This is a genomic window from Neisseria sp. HMSC061B04, assembly GCF_001836705.1.
In the GTDB taxonomy this organism is placed as follows: domain Bacteria; phylum Pseudomonadota; class Gammaproteobacteria; order Burkholderiales; family Neisseriaceae; genus Neisseria.
In genome coordinates this window covers 2,331-16,887 of record NZ_KV830221.1, presented here as the reverse complement: position 1 = coordinate 16,887, position 14,557 = coordinate 2,331, and the positions used below count along the sequence as shown (strand labels likewise).

14 protein-coding genes are annotated in these 14,557 nt (G+C 39.7%); 8 read left to right on the top strand and 6 right to left on the bottom strand.

Annotated features, from left to right (window positions below; translation table 11 throughout):
• The 6 genes from HMPREF2661_RS09005 to HMPREF2661_RS11280 all read right to left on the bottom strand — a co-directional run.
• The coding region (locus HMPREF2661_RS09005; RefSeq protein ID WP_210400054.1) for a type IV secretion system protein at positions 1–600 on the bottom strand (600 nt) is incomplete at its 3' end.
• A gap of 18 nt (positions 601–618) precedes the next feature.
• Complete coding sequence (locus HMPREF2661_RS09000) at positions 619–1,404, bottom strand: hypothetical protein (RefSeq protein WP_141759999.1); 786 nt, start codon at positions 1,402–1,404, stop codon at positions 619–621.
• A 130-nt stretch (positions 1,405–1,534) separates the two neighbouring features.
• Positions 1,535–3,985, bottom strand: coding sequence for a VirB4 family type IV secretion/conjugal transfer ATPase (locus HMPREF2661_RS08995; protein WP_049359282.1), 2,451 nt, complete (start codon positions 3,983–3,985; stop codon positions 1,535–1,537).
• 62 nt (positions 3,986–4,047) lie between these two features.
• Entirely contained in the window at positions 4,048–4,353 is a 306-nt protein-coding gene (locus HMPREF2661_RS08990) for a VirB3 family type IV secretion system protein (RefSeq protein ID WP_036490852.1), read from the bottom strand.
• An 8-nt stretch (positions 4,354–4,361) separates the two neighbouring features.
• A complete protein-coding gene (locus HMPREF2661_RS08985) occupies positions 4,362–4,751 on the bottom strand; it encodes a TrbC/VirB2 family protein (RefSeq protein WP_049323264.1) in 390 nt (129 codons plus the stop codon).
• A 47-nt stretch (positions 4,752–4,798) separates the two neighbouring features.
• Positions 4,799–5,506 carry a lytic transglycosylase domain-containing protein gene (locus tag HMPREF2661_RS11280; protein ID WP_349267277.1) on the bottom strand — a complete coding sequence of 236 codons (708 nt, stop codon included), beginning with the start codon at positions 5,504–5,506 and terminating at the stop codon, positions 4,799–4,801.
• Between the two features lie 100 nt (positions 5,507–5,606).
• Between HMPREF2661_RS11280 and HMPREF2661_RS08975 the strand changes: the two genes are divergently transcribed.
• The 8 genes from HMPREF2661_RS08975 (at position 5,607) to virB11 (ending at position 14,351) form a co-directional block, all read left to right on the top strand.
• Positions 5,607–6,071, top strand: coding sequence for a hypothetical protein (locus tag HMPREF2661_RS08975; RefSeq protein ID WP_003746748.1), 465 nt, complete (start codon positions 5,607–5,609; stop codon positions 6,069–6,071).
• A gap of 11 nt (positions 6,072–6,082) precedes the next feature.
• Complete coding sequence (locus tag HMPREF2661_RS08970; protein WP_049323267.1) at positions 6,083–6,985, top strand: VirB8 family type IV secretion system protein; 903 nt, start codon at positions 6,083–6,085, stop codon at positions 6,983–6,985.
• Entirely contained in the window at positions 6,985–7,710 is a 726-nt protein-coding gene (locus tag HMPREF2661_RS08965) for a TrbG/VirB9 family P-type conjugative transfer protein (RefSeq protein ID WP_049323269.1), read from the top strand. Before HMPREF2661_RS08970 ends, HMPREF2661_RS08965 begins: the two co-directional genes overlap by 1 nt.
• A 2-nt stretch (positions 7,711–7,712) precedes the next feature.
• A complete protein-coding gene (locus tag HMPREF2661_RS08960) occupies positions 7,713–8,885 on the top strand; it encodes a TraB/TrbI/VirB10 family type IV secretion system protein (protein ID WP_070823440.1) in 1,173 nt (390 codons plus the stop codon).
• Positions 8,886–9,153: 268 nt separating this feature from the next.
• Entirely contained in the window at positions 9,154–10,845 is a 1,692-nt protein-coding gene (locus tag HMPREF2661_RS08955; RefSeq protein WP_049323272.1) for a type IV secretory system conjugative DNA transfer family protein, read from the top strand.
• A 63-nt stretch (positions 10,846–10,908) separates the two neighbouring features.
• Positions 10,909–11,550: a hypothetical protein gene (locus tag HMPREF2661_RS08950; RefSeq protein ID WP_234398625.1), complete on the top strand. Its 642-nt coding sequence runs from the start codon at positions 10,909–10,911 to the stop codon at positions 11,548–11,550.
• 18 nt (positions 11,551–11,568) lie between these two features.
• On the top strand, positions 11,569–13,074 hold the full coding sequence (locus HMPREF2661_RS08945) for a calcium-binding protein (RefSeq protein ID WP_070823437.1): 1,506 nt from the start codon (positions 11,569–11,571) through the stop codon (positions 13,072–13,074).
• A 257-nt stretch (positions 13,075–13,331) separates the two neighbouring features.
• Positions 13,332–14,351, top strand: coding sequence for a P-type DNA transfer ATPase VirB11 (gene virB11 / locus HMPREF2661_RS08940; protein WP_049323293.1), 1,020 nt, complete (start codon positions 13,332–13,334; stop codon positions 14,349–14,351).
• Positions 14,352–14,557 lie beyond the last annotated feature (206 nt).

The following is a 14,557-nucleotide window of genomic DNA, read 5'->3' as shown; positions in this document are numbered from 1 at the left end:
AGGCGCAAAGCCGATAAAGAGAGCCATGGCGATGCGGAATACGATCAGCATGGTTCCTGCTACTACGCCAGGTCCGGCCGTACCGACACCGGCAAACCATTTTGCCTGATTGAGTTGGGTGAAAATGTTTGGATCACCTGCGGTATCGATTCTGCTCAACATGCCCATAATGGATTGGGCAACAGTAAGGTTTTGGTCGATTTTACAGCCAACAAAGCTGTCGGTCGATTGAGTCAGACAGGCTGCCCCAATTTTATTGTCGCCACGCATAATTTCAGATAGGGTATCTGCTGTCGTATCGGTCAGTGTTCTTATGGCAAAATTACTGCTTGAGGCAACGCCCAAGGCGACAAAGACAATAAAATAGGCTTTACCCAAACCAAATGCAAACCCTTTAAGCCCTTCTTGGCTTCTACCGGTTGCAATCAGATAACCTTGAACCATGATCCAAAGGGTAAGTAGAGCTAAGACCAAAGACAAAGCCATACTGAGGTTTTTGGAAAGTAGGTGTTCTGTTAAAAATTCTATGCGAGCATAGATGTAGTCGCGGATACTGGTATAGATGGCTAATTCGCCAACGCCACTGATAAATTGATCCATAGTGTTAATCTTTTTCTGTTATCGGTAAAATGCTTTATTTGAAGAATTTGAGGATCCTTTTCGAAGACCTTCAGCTTTAGTTTTATAGTCTCCTGCCTGGCTTTTTAGTGTAGTGACAATAGCAGCATGAACAACGGCTTTTGCTGCCATCCCTCTTACTGAAAAAGAACCTTGGAGTTGCTCTTGTGTTACGGCAGTGCGAGCCTTCTGAATCATTTCTTGTTTAGCATCCAACAATTTGATCTGATGCTCGTTGATTTTGACGATATTGTTGATGTTCAACATTTGGTTGCGAATGTCGGACTCTATGGTTTGGAGAACACCTGAATTTTTACCGTTATTGTTTTTTGAACTGACTCTTTCATAATTCTTTAATGTTGCATCTAGTCTTTTCATATTTTGCGAGATACGGTCTTCGGTAGCAAAATAAAGTTTGATCTTCTGATTGTCGATTTGAATGGAGGTAATACACAGATTTTTGGATTTTTCATTGACTAGACTATTACACTGTTGGATGCGTTTATTCAAAATCTGCAAAATTTCCTCATTTGACATTTCTTTGATCGAATCTATTTGCTGAACAGAAGAAAGTGGACCACGAATTTGGCTGTCAAATTGCTCTTTCCATTGTTCGTATTCCTTATTATAGTGATCATAGATTTTTTTATAGTGAATAAACTTTTCTATACCGTCTTTGATCATTTGACCTAAGGCTGCCCCATCAAATACGGGAAAGCCGCCGGCCATCGCAGGCGAACTTCCCAACATTCCGGCGCACACTAGAACAGCTGCCAGTTTTTTCATTCCAATTTTCATTTTTTATCTTTCTTTGATTCAATTAATTTCGAATATCCAAGTTTTTCGTATTAAGGGTTGTTAGAAAATCTATTATTTTCAGATGCCCCTATTTGCTTTGTATTCATTTCAAAGCGGTCTAATCTGCATTACGCATCACATTAGCAGCCGACTTCTTGCCGGAACCCTTACGCTCATCGTAGAAGGTCTGCAACCAATCTTCTGGCTTCACTGCATCGATGCTAATGCCAAGGCGTTCGGCTGTTTTCTTGATAATGCCGTCCATGATGTCGATGTTGTCGGTACTGGCGGAGATGACAGCCAATTCGTCGTCAAATCCGCGCAGATTAAGCTGGCAAACAGCTGACGCATGACCTTGTTTGACCAAGAAGCAGCGGCTACGCTCATCCAGGCCTTTGACTACTTGAAACTCTGAGTCGGTCAGTTTCAAGCCGTCGATATAGTCTTTTTTATCTGCATTCGGATTCGGCAGCAGTATCATGGTAGCTGTCTGCTCAATCAGTGCGGCGGAAATATCGCTTTTGAGGGCGTCTTCCGGTGACTGGGTAGCGAAGATACCCATACCGTTTTGCTTACGGATGGTTTTTTGTTTGTTTTTGGCAAACTCTTTCAAACCGCCTTCGCCATCAAGGATTTTCCAGAATTCGTCCATGATGTAGATGAAGCGGCGGCCATCGATAAGCTCTTCCATTCGATGGATAAGGTAGCCGATGACTGGATCGCGTACCTGTGGGTTTTCAATCACATCGGTGTAGTCGAAGCCGATAATATTGGCTCCGCTGAAGTCGATTTTGTCCTGAGGGTTATCAAAAACCCAGCCAAGGCTGTTTCCACGGGTCCATTTGCGGATATTGGCATAGAGGGAGTCATCGCCTGTATTGGGCAGAGATTTTTGGAAGTTGGAAATGCTGCGCAGCGCCAGCGGAGTATCGAGCATGGCTCGAACGGCGCGCAGGACGTCGTCGTCTTCTGCGGCAGAGTAGTGCGCTTTGCCTCCCAGTTGTTTCATAAGGCCGCAAAGGAATTGGACATTTGCCTCTGTATTTTCGCATTGGAAAGGGTTAAAGCCGGTAGGTTGGCCGCTTTCCAGTGCCATATAGGCACCGCCGCAGGCTCTGACAAAAATTTCGGCACCACGGTCTTTATCGAAGAAAAAGATAGTGGGTTTGGGATCGTATTTTTGTACCTGGCTAAGGAGGAAGTTGATAAGGGCTGTTTTACCTGTACCGGACTTACCAATAACCATAGTATTGGCAATGGCTTTTTCTCCTTCGGAATCTTCGCCTTCGAGGGTTGCATGGAAGTTGAAGTAGTAGGGCTGGCCATTGGTCGTCTGAAGAACGGTAACGCATTGCCCCCATGGGTTGCCCTCACGTTTGCCGGCGGCAAAATTGTGTAGTGGGCAGAGACCCAAGAAATTTAACGATGAGAGATTGGCGATGCGGGTGCGGTAGTTCCAGTTACCCGGAAGCTGGGCATAATATGCGGCGCAGACGGCCAAGTCCTCTTTTGTTGTTACAAAACCTGCATTGGAAAGCTCTGCTCGGGCGGCGGCAATGTTTTGGGAAAGCTGCTCTTGGCTGTCGGCATAGATAGCAAGACTGAAGTGGTAGCCTCCAAGAACGAAATTGCCGGATGCGAGTTGGTCCATTGCATGATCAAGTTCTGCAATTTGGGTAAAGGATTTATCGCCGGAAGAGATCATCATGCCACGGGTACGCTCAAGGGTTTTCATGGCGTCGTATCGGCTCATGGGGCTGAAACTATGAGTGATAACGTATTCGACATCCAAATATTTGAGCCCGTTAAGCACGCCGGGATAGGTACCGTCAGGGTATTCTTTAAGGTTGAGTATGGCACCGTAGTGATTTTTACCTTCAGGGGTACGGACGATATAGTCACCGGTTTTGGCAGAGAAAAGATGTCTGCTAAGGGGTAAGTAGTTGTAAACAGGAGCGGGCAGTACGGGAACCGGCTCGTTTACACGGTTAAGGATGTAACCGAAAAGTTCGAGTGTTTCTGAGAATACAGTACCGTTTTTGCCTTCGTACATACCGAGTCGGTAGGGGTGGTAGTCTTTGAGGACGGCTTCAAGGTTGGTTGCTAATTCATTTAGCGTACCGATAGCTTGTTCCTGTTCGGCCTTCAGACGATCGATATTGCCTGATTTATCAACAAACTTTTTGCCGTCAACAACGGGGCGGTAAATCATGGTCAAGTAAAGCTCGTTGTTCATGAGCTTTTCTTTAGAAAGTCGGGAAAAATAGCGGTCGGAGAGGCTTTGATTAAAAGACTCTTGGAATTTTGGGCGCAAATCGATGCCGCGGTGGCGGCGAATGTCATGTACCCAGAAGGCAACATTGACATAGTCCGGAGCGCGTAAGGATTGGAGTAAACGATTAAATGTGTTGTGTTTGTGTTCGAGCTCCCATTCTTCTCGACCCACAAAAGGAAGGCCGGATAGATGCCATGTTGTCAGGTAGTCCCCACCAGTGGTTTTAACAATGGTTGGGGAAACATGGGTGGAGAGGGATACGAATTGACTGATTGATGCGTCAGGAGTAAACATTTTATTTGTTTTTTGTGTTGAAATCGTCCGACAGACAAAGATGTCTGCCGGATGTTTTGTTGTCATTGTTTGGGAGGATTGTTACGGTATTCATTAGGCGAGAAGCACCACGTATCAGGAAACTCCTCTCGGTTTCTGGCTTTAAGTCTAAATTTCAGACGTAAACCGAGAAAACGAAAAATCATATCATCCCGCTTGGCCATCTGCCTCATAATCAGGATGATGAAGGGAATGGTCAATAAAAAAAACATATTGAAGTACATTCCCATCAATAATCCTGAGCCGGCTCCTATAAAGAAAGGTATATAAGGTACACCGAGAAAGGTTGCCGGACGCGTACATCCTCGAAAAACGATGTTTTTCTGCATGGTGTTAATTAGGCAAAAAATTGCAATACTTGGAGCATTGCTGATGTTGTACCGGCAGAGCAAGAGTCTGCATTGCCAACCAGCATTTTTGCGATTTGGCCGGCCGCACCAATCAGTACGCCACCAATTAAAATAGGAGCGACGTCAGAAATGCGTTTGTGTGCAAAAGCAATTTGGTAACCGGCAAAGATAATGGCGATGGTTACAACAGCAACGGACATTAAGTTCAATACGGTATGGATGTTTTTAATGAATTTACAGGCGCCACCGGAAGCTGAAGTAAAATCATCGGCTGCCATACCTACAGTTGGTGCTAAAAATGCTGCAGCAACAAATGCTGCTGTAGCAACGTTTTCAGCGGTAAAGCGGGATTTTTTTTGAATCTGAGTGTTTTTCATTTGAAATTTCCTATGTTTATTACAGGTTGATGTGGAAAAAAAACTATCTAAAAGACTGCTGCGCTATCTTTATAAGTATTGCTTTTCGCTTGTGCAGTACTATTATCTTGTAAGGAATGTTGGTTTTTAGAGACAGTGGCCGAGTATGGTTGTGGATTAGCGGTAACTGTCAAATTTGGGCGGTTAGTTTGTTGCGCTGTCATTTGTCCCATAGGGCGAGAGGTATTCACAGTATTGCTGATGACTGGAATGGCATTTTGTGGGATTGCTCTCCCTTTCCCCATGGATGAAAAAATTTTTTGCACATAGCCATGCTTATAACCGGTTACAAAGTTACCGGAATAATAACAGCTGAAAGATTTACCCCAGTCTTTTGCACGATTGTAGCATTCTCGCAATATGTGCGAGCCTGCTTTGACGTTTGGGCACACCTGGAATGCATGTTCGTAGGAATGCAACCCGTATTTTTTTAAATTGTATCGGTTAACTTGAGCTAATCCTAAGGAGAAGTTAAATCCCTTTTGTTCCAACATTTTAGCAGTAGCGACTGCTTCAGCCAAATTTTTAGGCTGTCTTTGTAAGCGTCCGCCTACAACACCTATGGCGTATGGGTTGCCTGAGGATTCAACTCTCACGACATGATGCATAATATCATGCGGAACAGCTAAGTCGGCGCAGGAAAAAAACATGATGTTGAGATGAAAATATGAATTTGTATTGACGTGAAATTTAGCACAGATTAAAATAATTAACAAGATTTTAACCAATAAAAATAACCAAACATGAATTGTCTTTTCTTCATTTTTAATTAAGACGCTTTGGTTGTAACTTAAGTTGTTTTATAAGGTGCTATGTATGTTTCTTTTAAGAACGCTGTTGCTGTCTGCTAGTGTGGGCGCGCTAATGGCAGGTTGTGCAAATCAGTCTGCTCCAGATTTCCCAAGTTCATGGAAGCCATTAAATGAACTACCTGATCAGGTAACTGAGATTCCGCTTGTCAAACCTCATGTTTATCAAGTAACACAACTTGATACAACTGTAAAAGGTTTGTTGGAGCGTTGGGGAGAAGAGGCAAAGATGCCTGTTGTTTATGACCATACGCTTGATTTTACTTTGTATAAGAAAGTATCAACAATACGAAATACCGAGCTTGATAATGCCTTGAGTGAATTATCTAAACTTTATGAAGATAAAGGGATGGTTTTCTATGTTCAAAATGGTGTCATTATGGCGCATAAGAAAATGGATGTTGCTGTGAAAAACAGTGGGAAGAAAAAACATGAGAGATCAGCAAAAGCTGATGTAAAAACTCAAGATTAAAATGGAAATATATGTTCAAATCAAGTAAAAATACTACTGATGGCAATATCCAAAAGGCTGTAAAAAGATCTTTGGATTTTGAAACGACCTTGGTCGATATCCGCAAAAAAAGTGAGAAAAGGGCATGGATTGTTGCCGGTATTTCTACCTTCTCTTCTTTGTGTCTACTTGGCGGATTATTTTATATTTTGCCGCTGAAAGAAAAAGAACCTTATCTTGTTATGGCTGATGTCTATACGGGACAAGCTACTGTTGCTAAACTAGCCGGTGATTGGAATAATTTAGATATTACTAAAAATGAAGCAGTAAATAAGAGTAATATTTCTCACTTTATTATTGCTAGAGAATCTTTTGATAGTCAGATTATTTATGATAATGACTGGGCTACAGTTTATTCTATGTCGGTTGCAGGGGTATCTGACAGCTATCGCAATCTGATGAATAAAAGTAATCCGAATAGCCCATTTAATCTTTATGGGTCTGCTCAGTCAATTCGCGTTAAGATTTTGAGTATCGTCCTTAATAATAGTGGAAAGGCCGATGGTCGCGATGCTAGCGCAACAGTAAGATTCCAAAGATTTTTATTAAATAAGAGTACTGGCATATCAAGATTTATGGATAGCAATGTTGCTACTCTGACCTATACTTATAATAGCAATTTGAAGATGGATGAAAAGTATAGGTTAAAAAATCCCCTGGGATTTCAGGTATTGTCTTATCGTGTTGATCCTGATGCTAGTGAATCACCTGTTCAAGATTTATCTTCGGATTATCTTTCTGCAGGAACATCATCTGAAAGCCAGGCTCAGCAACAAGTACAAAGTGTACCCCAGCCCCAGTTAGAAGCTCCTACATCTGTAGATAATGATGTTCCTAATGCTTCTCCTATATCTGTTGAAAGTGGAAATCAATAATGTTAAGAAAAATATTTTTAGCAACGGCAGCATCGTGTTTGTTGCAAGGAAGCGTCTATGCTGCAGCTATTCAAGAGTATACGTTTCAAGAAAATACAACTTATCCCGTTCATACGGCACAAGGCGTAGTCACACAAATTGAACTTGATTCTCGTGAAAAGGTTAAAGATTTTGGTGCAGGCCTAAGTGGTGGATGGGATTTGGTACGTAGAGAAAATGTATTTTATCTGCGTCCAAAGGCTGATGCAGTTGATACTAATCTTATTGTTCGTACTCAGGCTCACCAATATATTTTTGAGCTTAAGGTTTTGAAGAATGTTGTTGGCAATTTGTCAGAAGCTTCAGACAAAGGGGTAAATTATCAAGTTAAATTCAGATATCCCGATTCTACGGATTTCAGTCTTCGTGCTAGTACTTTGGCTGGCTATAGCCTGAAATATGATTCTTCTAAAATCTATAATACTAATTATGATGTGGCTGCAAATGAAAAATCTCGTTGGCTAGTTCCTTTAAAAGTCTATGATGATGGCAGATTTACCTATGTCCATTTGAATAAGGGCAAGTTCACAGGTGATTTTCCTGCTGTTTATGGCAGAAAATCAGAGAAAGGAGCTGAGTTTGTCTTAAACAGTAATGTTGAAGGTAATGTAGTTATTGTCCATGGGACTTATCCATTCTTAGTTTTGAGACATGGAAATGATGTAGTTGGATTAAAAAGGAATTAAGAATGTCTGATAAGCTAAATAATGAACATCACAAAGATAGTGAATCATCACAAAATTTATATTCAAGCCAATACGAACAAGAACAATTGGCGGGACTTGAGGAGAATGCTCCTCAGCTAAATGCTCCTGTTGACCGTACAGTCAACAAAAAAGCTATTGCGTTTATTGTAGCTGCAGGTTTTGGGTTAGCTGGACTAGGGGCATTTGCCTATCATCAATTTAGTGGTCCTGATGAAGCTCCCCCTCCAGAACGCCCTCAGGTAGTTACTGTACCAGATTTACCTGCTCCAGATCCTCAAGTGACGGAACCCCCTTCAATTGATTTAGCAGAAGACAAAAAGCCCGAATTAGAAACGGATAATACATCGAATACAAAAACAATAGATGTAACTACTCCACCAGTAGTGGAGACCTTGCCACCTATAACTCCATCAACTCCAACAACTCCTAATGTTCCTATACAGCCGATTATTCCAGCAGGAGATATGTATGCTAATATGAATTCTGCATTTGTTCAGGACGGGGAGGCTGCTCAAAAAGAGTCAGGAGTAAGTACAGCTCAGGCTAATGCTGTCCGTTATATGCATAATAGGGATAAGTTGCTTCAACAAGGGACTTATTTGCGTTGTGTATTAGAAACTAAAATTATTTCTGAGGTAAAAGGATTTACATCTTGTATCATTACTGAACCTGTATATTCTGCAAGTGGAAAATATCTCTTATTGCCGAAAGGTTCAAAAGTAATGGGGCAATATGGCTCCAGTAACCCTACTGGTCCACGGATGGAGATTATCTGGAATCGAGTTATAACACCCGATGGTATCGATGTAACACTGGAATCTCCTGGAGTAGATAATCTTGGTGCAGCAGGTCATGTCGGTAAATTTAAGTCTCACTGGGGATCACGTTTAGCATCGGCTTTATTGATTAGTATGATTTCAGATGCTTTTAAATATACTGCTACTGAATATGGTCCACAAGGACAAACGGTTACAACTATGACATCAACTAGTACTAATCCTTTTGAAAGTGAGACAGCCAATACATTGAAACAACAGGCTATCAATCAACTTGAACGAAATAATGCTCGTCCTAATACAGTAACAATAAATCAAGGTACTTTGATTAATATTTATACTGCCCAGGATATTGATTTCAGTTCGGTAATGCAGTAACCATAAAAGGCCGTCTATTTTTTCAGACGGCCTAATTATTAGGCCTCATAATAAGGAGGAATTATGGAAAATCTTCATCATGCTGCTGTCGATAACTCTCTATGATTAAATGAGAATCTAAGAGTTTGTATAGAGAAGATAGCATAAGAATTCGGTCGGTGGTCTAAGAATAGTCTTTCTTAAATGCAAGATACTAAAAACTATCTGAAGATTTACATCTCAAATAAAAATTCAAAATAATTCAATTATTTAACTTATAGGTATTATAATGACTCTAAAAAACAAATCTATTGTCACGGTATTTCTATTATTAATCTCTTTGTTATTGGGTTGTTATTTATCAGGTTTTATCCTACTACAATGGTTAGGCTTAGATAAAACCCCTTTGCTGCTCACAACATGGTTTAAATACTATAATACATTAGATATTCCTCAAGTTGCCAAATACTCGTTACAGATTAAAACTTCAGGAATTGTTGGATTTGGTTTAACCTTTTTGATTGGTCTGATTGGTTTAATTCCTATTTGGCGTACTGCCTCTCAGAGTCTTCATGGGGAGGCACGATTTGCCGGAATGGCTGATTTGTCAAAAGCTGGATTTTTTAAACAGACGGATACCTCAATTGTTGTTGGTAAATACAACGGTAAATTATTACATTACAATGGCCAGCAATTCGCCTTATTAGCGGCTCCAACACGTTCGGGTAAAGGTGTCGGTATCGTTATTCCGAACCTGTTAAGTTATAAAGGATCGGTAGTTGTTTTGGACATCAAACAGGAGAACTTCAATTTGACTAGCGGCTACCGCAAAGAAGTATTAGGTCAGGAAGTCTATTTGTTCAACCCGTTTGCCGAAGATGGAAGGACACACCGTTGGAATCCGTTTACCTATGTTTCTTCTGATCCTGACCAGCGAGTATCGGATTTAATGTCGATAGCTGCAATGCTATATCCTGATGGAGATAGCCGTGATAAGTTCTGGGTAGCGCAGGCAAGAAATGCGTTTTTGGCGTTTTCACTTTATTGTTTTGATGAGCATGAAGCAATGGCTGACTTTTCTGTGGAGGGCAAAGAAAATGAGCCAGCTTGTACATTAGGGAAAATATATCGCCTTTCATCAGGTAATGGAACAGAGCTTAAGGAGTATTTTACATCTTTATCACAACAACCATATCTCAGTGAGGCTACAAAAACTGCTTTTTCCGGTTTAATCTCTCAGGAAAAAGAAACCTTTGGTTCTATCATGGGTACGTTTAAAGAACCTTTAAACCCATGGATTAATCCCGTCATTGATTCCGCTACTTCAGCTGATGATTTTCTGTTGACTGACGTACGTAAAAAGAAAATGACCATCTATATCGGCATTCTTCCCAATAAACTTGCTGAATCAAGGGTCATTGTCAACCTATTTTTCTCTCAACTTATCAACCAGAATACGAAAGAGCTGCCTCAGGACAACCCAGATTTGAAACATCAATGTATGCTGCTGATGGATGAATTCACAAGTATTGGTAAAGTTGAAATTATTGCCCATTCCGTCAGCTATATGGCAGGTTACAACATTCGCCTATTTCCGATTATCCAATCAGTTGCCCAGCTGGATGCTGTCTATGGCAAAGAATATGCACGTACCATTATCACTAACCATGCTTTGCAAATCATCTATACTCCTAGAGAACAGCAGGATGCAAACGAGTACTCCGAAATGCTGGGTTATACCACAGTGAAAAGAAAAAATGTCAGCCGCGGACGCGAACGTAGTGTATCGGAAAGCGAAGAACGTCGCGCATTGATGTTGCCGCAAGAGTTAAAGGCAATGAGCCAAGATAAGGAAATTATCCTTTACGAAGGTATGTCACATCCAGCGCAAGTGGGGAAAATCCGTTATTACCAAGATGGAACATTTACTAAACGGCTGATGGGGGCAGTGAAAGTTGCCTCGTTAAAAGAAAAACGGTAATAGTAATCAAAGTCCAAGGCCGTCTGAAAATGAAATGTGCAGAATGACAAAAAAGGAATTTATATGAAACTATCAGCGATTACAGCCATATTAACTGTATGCTTGGTAACTTCTTGTACTCCGCAGATTAGTAATAAAAATATTAAGGATTCTTCCAAGATGCAGAATATACAAAAAGAAATAACTATGGAACAAGTGCGCAATCGTTGCCGAAGTATGTTGCACAAAGTGGAAAATCGGGATGATCTAATCAAGCAGATGTATGATACGGCTTTTAAAGATGACTGCCTGTATGCAATGTATGCGCTAGAATTAGAAGATATTTGGCAAATTCCAGTTGTTGAAGGACATGTTAATAATCATTTCGAAAATTTTACTTCCCCTATTGGATTATATGTGGCAGTACGTCATACCTCATATAAAACCAGTTTCATTATTTTACCGACCAAACAATATTTCAAAGAAAAAATAAGTATTTTTCCTGAAAATAGATTTCCTGATTTTTTACCAAAGCCTAAGGAGAAAGAAATGCCTCCTGAGTATGGAGATTATTATCCACGACGTGAAACTGACCCGATTAAAGAGCTGGTTGATTACTACTGGCGTGAAAATGGTCGTGAAATAATTGCAGCAAACAACGGTTCTGGAGCAATTACAGCATTTACTTTTTATAGTAATACAGAAATGAGTCCGATGGGTTATTGATACAGAGACTAATATATAATGACTAAATTAAACGAAAAAGCAGAAACTCAATTAAGAATATTAGGTTTTCATAATAAACGGTTCAACTCCACTATGTCAGAATTGGACAGGATAAAGGCAGATTATGAGCTGGTTAGACAGATTAATCAGTTTAGCAGTAACGGACAAGGTTTTTTCGAAGCTAAAGATAGCAAGAGTAATGCATACTATAACTCTAAAGATAGAAATATCTATTTTCTACCAGGTTCAAAGTATACTACTGCTACAGCAGTAGCCCATGAAATAGGACATGCATTGGGTAAATATCAGGCTAAATCAGCGAGTTATTATAATACTGCTAAAGCTTATGCTCAAGCACGAGGCTATGGAGAAGCAGAGGCAATCTTTAATGAAGCACGTATGATTGCTTATGAAGAGCGAAATAATGGAAGTGCCTATAGTACTAAAATTAGCGGTGATCTTTATCCTTATATCAAGGGTAAATCTTTTGAGCAAGTTAAGGATTTGATTGCTCGCCAAAATATGTATGGTATGCGTCCAAATTCAGAAGAAAATGAATCGATTGGATTGAGTTATTATGAAAAGGATATTTATTACTTTCTGAATACCCGTACCAATTTTGCCAAAGACTTTTCTGAGGCATTCTTAAGGCCGGAAGATAAACAAGTATTTGTTAAACATATGGCAAATTATGACACTTTTGGAAATAAGGGTAACAATAAAGTCGTTGCTGATGGATCATATAGTCGTGATAGTTTATTAATAGGCAGATCTAAGACTTATTTAAAAAGTGGTGCATATATGTATGGAGATGCCGGTGATGATATTCTAAAAGGTACTAATCAAAATGACATTTTATTAGGCGGTAGTGGTAATGATGTATTAATTGGTGGTAATGGTAATGATGTTTTAGCCGGTAATTCCGGAAGAGATAAATTATTTGGTGGTAAAGGACATGACAAATATCGTGCTGATAATTTAGATATTATCCGAGATTCAGACGGCAAGGGTGAAGTGTTATTAAATGGCCATATATTACAGGGTGGTGTACGTGATTTATCTCAACCAAACCGTTTCGTTTACCGTAGTGCTAGAATGGTATATGAATGGGATAGAAATACAGGGACATTAGATGTAAATGGTCTTAAAATTGAAAATTTCAAAAATGGTGATTTAGGAATTCATTTAAAAGAACAAAAAACAGGCCAATATAATGATGTTATTAGAGTACATTCTGCTACGGGAATAGATGGTATTAAGATTTTGCGTCAACCTCGGAATACCAACATGGCTCATGCTCCAGCTCCTAGCAATGGGGATGATATGTACACTAATCAGCCTTTGAATTTGGAAGCAATCCCACAAAATGCCCAAAATATCTATCAGCAGAGTAAAAAAATTTTTACTGAATTCTGTAATAAAAAAGATATTATCTACGATGAAAGAAGCTTAGATAATATTGCTATGGCACTGGCTGCTGAAGGGTACGCAAACAAGATGAGAGGTGCATCTCTAAAATATTAAAGAAAATGGGCATATTCTTATTGGTGATAAGGCTCCTGAATTAAGAACTGCTTCTGTGGATATGCAAAAAGCTGCAGTTACACCGATAGAAGAAAGTCTTATAAAGGTACAGGTAACAGCTCAGCAATTTGAATTAGAAACACAACAAAAGCAGTTAACACAAGCCAGAGGGCTGAGTATTTCTTAGGCTAAAATGAAAAACACACCTAAGGTTCAAATATATTGTAATTAAATTTTTGAATAAACTTATTTTAAACATGGATGAATTAAACTCAACAATTTCAGCAGATTTCTTAGATTATCAATACGAAGTATTGGGAATTACCTCTTTCCTGAAAGATCCTGATGTTACGGAAATTTGTATTAATAGGCCGGGAGAGGTATTTCTTGAGACTTCTCAAGGTTGGAAAAAGGTAGAAGTAGATACGCTAAACTTTGATAGGGCACGTCAGTTCTGTACAGCTGTTGTTAATGAAAGTAATACTGGTCAACGAATTACAGAAGCAGAGCCAATGGTGTCATTAACATTTCCAACAGGCCAACGGGCTCAATTTGTGATTCCTCCTGCCTGTGATGCAGGAAAAGCTTCAATTACAATCCGTCTACCATCAAAACATACTAAGAGCTTAAGCCAGTATAGCAAAGATGGTTTCTTTAGTCAGATTATTGAATTAAATGGAGAATTGTCGCCTCAAGATAAGGAATTAGTTGAACTGAAAAATAATCGGAATTACGAGGAATTTTTTAAAAAAGCCGTTGAGTATAAAAAAAATATAGTTGTTTCAGGTGCAACTGGTAGTGGTAAGACTACTTTCATGAAAGCGTTAGTTAACCACATTCCTTTAAGCGAGAGACTAATCAGTATTGAAGATGCTAGGGAGCTATTTATTCCACATGAGAATGTAGTTCATTTACTTTACTCAAAAGGTGGACAAGGTAGTTCAAATATCACAGCAAAAAGTTGCATGGAGTCCTGTTTACGTATGAAACCAGATAGAATTATTCTGGCCGAGTTACGAGGAGACGAATCGTTTTATTTTATTCGAAATTGTGCATCTGGACACCCAGGATCTATTACAAGTTGTCATGCTGGTAGTACTGAACAGACTTGGGATCAGCTGGCACTAATGGTGAAGGCATCACCTGAAGGAAGTGGTTTAGAGTTTGAAGTTATTAAGAATCTACTCAGGCAAACCATTGATATTGTAGTACATATTAAGGCTCATTCTGGACAACGTTATATCACGGGTATTGATTTTAACCCTATCAAAACTTGATAAAGGGTTTAAAAATATATATTTTTGGCCTAAAACCTTTATAAGAGTCTCCTAAATTATCATTGAGAATATTTAGGAGATTTTTTTATAAACAGCTTGAGATCTTTGCAAAATTCTTTTTCCCCGACAGCCGAAATCCAAACACAGGTTTTTCGGCTATTTTCGTTCCAAGTATCCACTGATTCTACCCAAATACCCCCTTAATC